5 protein-coding genes are annotated in these 5,169 nt (G+C 55.9%); all 5 read right to left on the bottom strand.

What is annotated here, in order from left to right:
- Window positions 1-293: 293 nt before the first annotated feature.
- The 5 genes from Q0F21_RS05165 to Q0F21_RS05145 all read right to left on the bottom strand — a co-directional run bounded on the left by Q0F21_RS05165 (window position 294) and on the right by Q0F21_RS05145 (window position 4,996).
- Window positions 294-782, bottom strand: a complete 489-nt coding sequence (locus Q0F21_RS05165) for a hypothetical protein (RefSeq protein ID WP_297238022.1) — start codon at window positions 780-782, stop codon at window positions 294-296.
- A 26-nt stretch (window positions 783-808) separates the two neighbouring features.
- On the bottom strand, window positions 809-1,222 hold the full coding sequence (locus Q0F21_RS05160) for a hypothetical protein (RefSeq protein WP_297238020.1): 414 nt from the start codon (window positions 1,220-1,222) through the stop codon (window positions 809-811).
- A gap of 77 nt (window positions 1,223-1,299) precedes the next feature.
- Complete coding sequence (locus tag Q0F21_RS05155) at window positions 1,300-1,869, bottom strand: RNA polymerase sigma factor (protein WP_297238018.1); 570 nt, start codon at window positions 1,867-1,869, stop codon at window positions 1,300-1,302.
- Between the two features lie 13 nt (window positions 1,870-1,882).
- Window positions 1,883-3,958: an HDIG domain-containing metalloprotein gene (locus Q0F21_RS05150; RefSeq protein WP_297238016.1), complete on the bottom strand. Its 2,076-nt coding sequence runs from the start codon at window positions 3,956-3,958 to the stop codon at window positions 1,883-1,885.
- A gap of 138 nt (window positions 3,959-4,096) precedes the next feature.
- Window positions 4,097-4,996, bottom strand: a complete 900-nt coding sequence (locus Q0F21_RS05145) for a tetrahydrofolate dehydrogenase/cyclohydrolase catalytic domain-containing protein (RefSeq protein ID WP_297238014.1) — start codon at window positions 4,994-4,996, stop codon at window positions 4,097-4,099.
- Between the last annotated feature and the right edge of the window lie 173 nt (window positions 4,997-5,169).

The following is a 5,169-nucleotide window of genomic DNA, read 5'->3' as shown; positions in this document are numbered from 1 at the left end:
AGCGCTGTATGGCACAAAGACCACACGTCCGTCCTCTAAGTGTCCGATACACTTCCCCTCAGCCGCCATCTTCTCGATGGTGATGCCGGGGGCGATCACTCTCTTTTTCTCTCTTCTCTTAGCTTTCACAAATGGGTTGTCTCAGGTATAATGCCTACTCTTGACTAATGATGAGGTCACCGATCAGGCGAGAACAAAGGTACTCATTTTACTGATTAGCTGTGTGGAAAAAGTTCAGCCCGGCAGCATCGGAGTAAACCGGCTGCCGGGCTGGGCTCAGTGGTGTGCGAAGATTATAGCTCCCCTTGTCTCGTGGAGAAGTCTTGCTTGAAGTCCTTGATAGCGATGTAGATCTCGCCGAGCTTCTTATTCTGGAAGTACGGCTTCAGGGAGAGATAGAGTCGGAGGCGACACTTCTTCAGCTCGATGTCCAGATTAAGCACCCTCTCTAGCGTTTTTCCATACTTGTAGTCGCTCAGGTCTTCATCATCGAGTAGATCCAGTAGCTCAGCCCGCTCCTTCCAGAGGATCATCTTCTTACGGTCGTAGCGTGCCAGCTCGGTGTCCAGAGCCCTCTCCTCGTCCGCACTGAGCTGACAGGTCTGGACCACGTATGCAACGCACTCCTTCCGTATCTGATCCGCCTTGGGTGTGCCTGAGGATCTGGTGCCGACTGCTACCGGCTCGGGTACAAGTTGTGCCAAACCGCTGCCGTGGGCCTTCACGTGCGGCAAGGAGAGGAGGACGGAGAGAAGTAGAAGTGTGAGTATCAGTCTATTCATAGGGGTAATGTCCTTAAGCTGTGAGGTCAGAGACTACCATAAGTGATATGGAGGTAATAGTCGTCAGCCAAGTCCTCCGTGAGGTAGTCCTCGTAGTCCTGGTCGCTGTACTGCTCGTAGCGCTCCAGGTCATCATTACGTCCCGAGAGTGTCGTATCCTCGTCCTGGATCGTCATAATCCCAGTGGTGTAGACCAGAGGGATGGCGAGTAGCACGACCACCACTGAGGCAACGGCTATGTAGAGGCGCTTGCGAGATCTCCGTCTATCGCTCCTGTCTCGGCGACTCAGTCGCTCCTCCACTCGCTCTATCGTCTCGATCCGTTGCTTCACACGATCCGCTAGCCCCTCGAAGTATCCGTCCGGGACGGAGAAATGCCTTGCGGGATCATTGGACTTAATAATATTTCGGCTCCTCAGTGGAGTCTTCTTAATACTCATACTTATCTGAAAGACGTTTATAATGATATCTCCTAGTAACCCAGTACATCTGTGAGATCCTCTGTGGAGGCAAAAGTTTAATCCTCATCCTCCACCACACCCAGATACTTATACAGCTTCTGAGTGGCGTGGTGATAATTTGCCTTAAGCGCCCCGACACTGGTGCCGGTGATCTCCGAGATCTCGGCATAGGGCAGTTCCTCGAAGTACCGTAGCTCAAAGGTTGTCCTCTGCTTCTCGGGGAGTTTCTCTATCGCCTCCATTAACTGGATCTCAGCCTCATCGCCGTCGAAGTAGGGGTCGCTCGTCAGCGTCTCTGCGAGGCTGTAGGTGTCGGTCTCCATCGGCAACTGACGCTCCGGGCGGTTTCGTCGCAGAAGCGAGCGTGCTTCATTGAGTGCAATGGTGTACATCCAGGTGGAGAGCTTGGACTGGCCTTCGAAGCGACCAAGGTTTTTCCACACCTTGATCAGCGTATTCTGGAGTGCATCATTGGTGTCATCGTGGCTGATGAGCACACGACGGATCACGGCGTAGAGCATCGGCGAGTAGCGGTCAACGATCAGCCGGAAGGCCTCCTCCTGGGTCTCCGACTGTTTCGCGAGCTCTACCAGCTCCTCCTCGGGTATGTCAGGACTGATCTTCAAGGGAGAGTGGAGCTCACTTGGTTTGAGCAGCCTTAGCCTCCTTATTCAGCTCCGGATACTTGATCCGAGAGTGGTTCATCGTCCGGAGCTTATCGAGGAAGACCTGCTTGATCATCTCGATGTCCTTTAGCGTCAGCGGGGTATTCCGCAGGTATCCGCCGCTGACGATGCCGTCGACGATCTTGTCGATGTGATTTGTGAGGATCTCCTCATTCATCTCCTTGAGGCTGCGCGATGACGCCTCCACCTGGTCCGCTAGCATCATCACGCCCTGCTCGCGTGTCCAGGGGTTGGGTCCCGGGTAGCGGAACATACTCTCGTCCACCACCTCACCCGGGTGCTCATTGCAGTACTGGATGTAGAAGTACTTCGTCATCCCGAGACCGTGATGGGTGCGGATGAAGTCGATGATCTGCTCAGGGAGCTTCGCATTCCTCGCCATCTCCACGCCATCGGTGACGTGACTGATGATGATCTTGGCACTCTCCTCTGGTCGAAGCTTGAAGTGAGGATTATTCTCTCCACCTTGGTTCTCCGTGAAGTAGATCGGATTCTTCATCTTCCCGATGTCGTGGTAGAGGGCGCCGGTGCGGGTCAGCTGGACGTTGCCGCCGATCTTGGAGATCGCAGCAGTACTGAGGATCGAGACATTAAGCACGTGCTGAAAGGTCCCAGGTGCCACCTCGCTCTCCCTCTTGAGTAGCGGCTTGCTGATGTCGCCCAGCTCCACGAGGCTGATCGGCGTGATGTAGCCAAATACCTTCTCTACTATATACAGAAGCGGGTAAGAGAACATCAGAAAAATAAAGCCGATCGCAAAGTACCACACCAGATTAATGTCAAAGCCCGCCAGCGTCCCCTCCATAGCGAGTGTATAGGCGGTGTAGACGGCGATCTGGACGAGCGGCACCCACACAGATGAGAAGATCAGGTCACGCCTCTGAGAAATATCAGACAGTGTCGCCAGTACCACCGCTCCGCTGATCACCTGAAGCAGGAGGAAGAGCGCGGCATCAGGCACCACCAGAGTGCTGAGAAGCACCGTGGTGATGTAGGTCACAAGTGCCGTCCTCGAGTCCATCACCACACGCGTCAGGATCAGCACCATACAGTAAGGGATGACGTAGACCACCATCGGAGAGATCGGAGCGAGCAGATAGGAGGCGGCGGGGAGGAGAAGCACCTGTAGGAGCAGGAAGAGTCTATTGCGTCGCTCACTCATCAGGTCGGGACGGGCGATGCGGAGGTAGAAGTAAAGCCCAAGCAACGTGCCGGCGATCAGCGCCAGCAGCCCCAGCCGGATGATGACCAAGTCTGACGTACTACGGGCGTACTTATTGTAAGCCGCCTCGTACCCCTTGAGCTGCTGATAGATCTCCGGTGTGACCATCTCGCCGAGACCGACGATCTTGGTCCCCTTGAAGACCACCCCCAGCACCTCGTTGATCGATGCGATGCGGGCGTCTGCCATACGGCTCGTCTGGTCCGTGTCGTAAGTAACGTTGGGTACCAGTAGTGCCATAAGGTCTGCCTGGCGCAGTGTGAGACTGTCGAGACCCTTGGGCGCCTGCGCTATGATCGAGTCGTACGCCTCCGCCGTTGTGATCAGGTCCGAGAGCATACGCTCACGTGCCACATTGTCCTTGCCGATCACAAAGACCTGGGCAGAGTCTGTGAGCTGCTCCATCTCCGTCGGGTCGATCATGCCGAGGTCGTAGAAGTGCTCCAGTTCCCTCAGCAGATAGGCGACGTAGTTGCTGTGCTCTAGGATCACCCGGGGCAGCTTGGCATCGTGATAGGCCTCGAGGAGCTGATTCTTCTGCTGACCGTACACCTCCTTATTGTAGGAGAAGTAGAGATCCTTGTGCGCCTCTATGTAGGCCTGCTCCTGCTGTACTGCCTCAGGACTCTTCCGCACCTCGAAGTCGTACGGCGCAATCAGCACATCTTGGTAGCGCCAGGGCTGATTGACAGCATACTTGTACTTGAAGTGTGACTGCCCTCCAGGGTAGCACAGTGACAGGATCGCCGCCGTGGCAAGGATGGCGACGAACGTCCATAGGGCGGTGGTGCGATGTACCTTCTTCATACCTATCAGATGAGTCAGCTTGCATTAAGGAGGAGATGACCGACGGCAGATGGGACAGTCTCCCGAGTGTCCTCGGTCATCCCCCTTCTCCTATGTGTGCATTGAGAGCGTTACTTCTCCCAAGTGAGTGGTCCGAGCCTACTTCTCGAGACCCCTATTGCGTCGAGCGGCGAGGAGGGTATTGTGGAGGAGTGCGATGATCGTCATCGGTCCCACGCCGCCCGGCACGGGGGTGATGTAAGAGCACTTCGGTGCGACGTTGTCGAAGTCCACGTCCCCGCAGAGACGGAAGCCCTTCGCTCTAGAGGCGTCCGGTACCCGGGTGGTGCCTACGTCGATCACGACGGCGCCCTCCTTCACCATATCAGCCTTGACGAAGTGGGGCTGACCAAGGGCGGCGATGATCACATCGGCGTGACGGGTGTAGAAGGCGATGTCCTTCGTGTGGCTGTGGCAGACTGTGACGGTTGCATTGCCGGGATTGTCCTTATGGAGCAGCAGCTGTGCCACAGGCTTGCCGACGATATCGCTCCGCCCCAGCACCACGACATGCTTGCCGTCGGTGCTGATGTTGTACCGCCTCAGCAGCTCGCAAATGCCGAAGGGAGTCGCAGAGACAAAGCCCGGCAGTCCGATGGAGAGCTTGCCGACGTTGGTCGGGTGGAAGCCATCCACGTCCTTCCTCGGATCGATCGCCTCGATCACCTTCTGCGCATCGATGTGCTTAGGCAGGGGCAGCTGGACGATGAAGCCGTCGAGGTCGTCATCCGCATTGAGCTTTGCGACCTCCTTGAGCAGCTCTTCCTCCGTGATATCCGCCTCGAAGCGGAGGGTCTCGCTGCGGATTCCGCACGCTTCGCAGGTGATCATCTTATTGTGCACGTAGGTCTCGCTGCCACCATCGTGGCCGACCAGTACGGCGATCAGTCGGGGAGACTTGTGTCCGTTGGCGACCATCCTCTCCACCTCCGTCTTGATTTCTTCTCTCATCTGCCGATTGATCTCCTTGCCATCGAGCAGTGTGTAGGGTGTTTCCATAACTTGGTGTATCTGTTTGGTAAAAAGTGATTATCTCATCTGCCTCCTCTCATCTGCTGTCGCATCTGAGCCATAGAGGGAGCTCCCTTGCCATTAAGACCGAGGCTGCTCATCTTCTTCATCATCTTCTTGGCGGAGTTGAATTGCTTGATCAGCCGATTCACCTCCTGTAT

It is taken from the genome of uncultured Porphyromonas sp. (assembly GCF_934359325.1).
In the GTDB taxonomy this organism is placed as follows: Bacteria; Bacteroidota; Bacteroidia; order Bacteroidales; family Porphyromonadaceae; genus Porphyromonas_A.
This window is presented reverse-complemented; position numbering and strand designations above follow the sequence as displayed.

Excerpts from the sequence above, each read along its gene's own strand:
- Q0F21_RS05165 (WP_297238022.1), bottom strand. The coding sequence starts at position 782 with ATGAATAGACTGATACTCACACTTCTACTTCTCTCCGTCCTCCTCTCC.
- Q0F21_RS05160 (WP_297238020.1), bottom strand. The coding sequence starts at position 1,222 with ATGAGTATTAAGAAGACTCCACTGAGGAGCCGAAATATTATTAAGTCC.
- Q0F21_RS05150 (WP_297238016.1), bottom strand. The coding sequence starts at position 3,958 with ATGAAGAAGGTACATCGCACCACCGCCCTATGGACGTTCGTCGCCATC.
- Q0F21_RS05145 (WP_297238014.1), bottom strand. The coding sequence starts at position 4,996 with ATGGAAACACCCTACACACTGCTCGATGGCAAGGAGATCAATCGGCAG.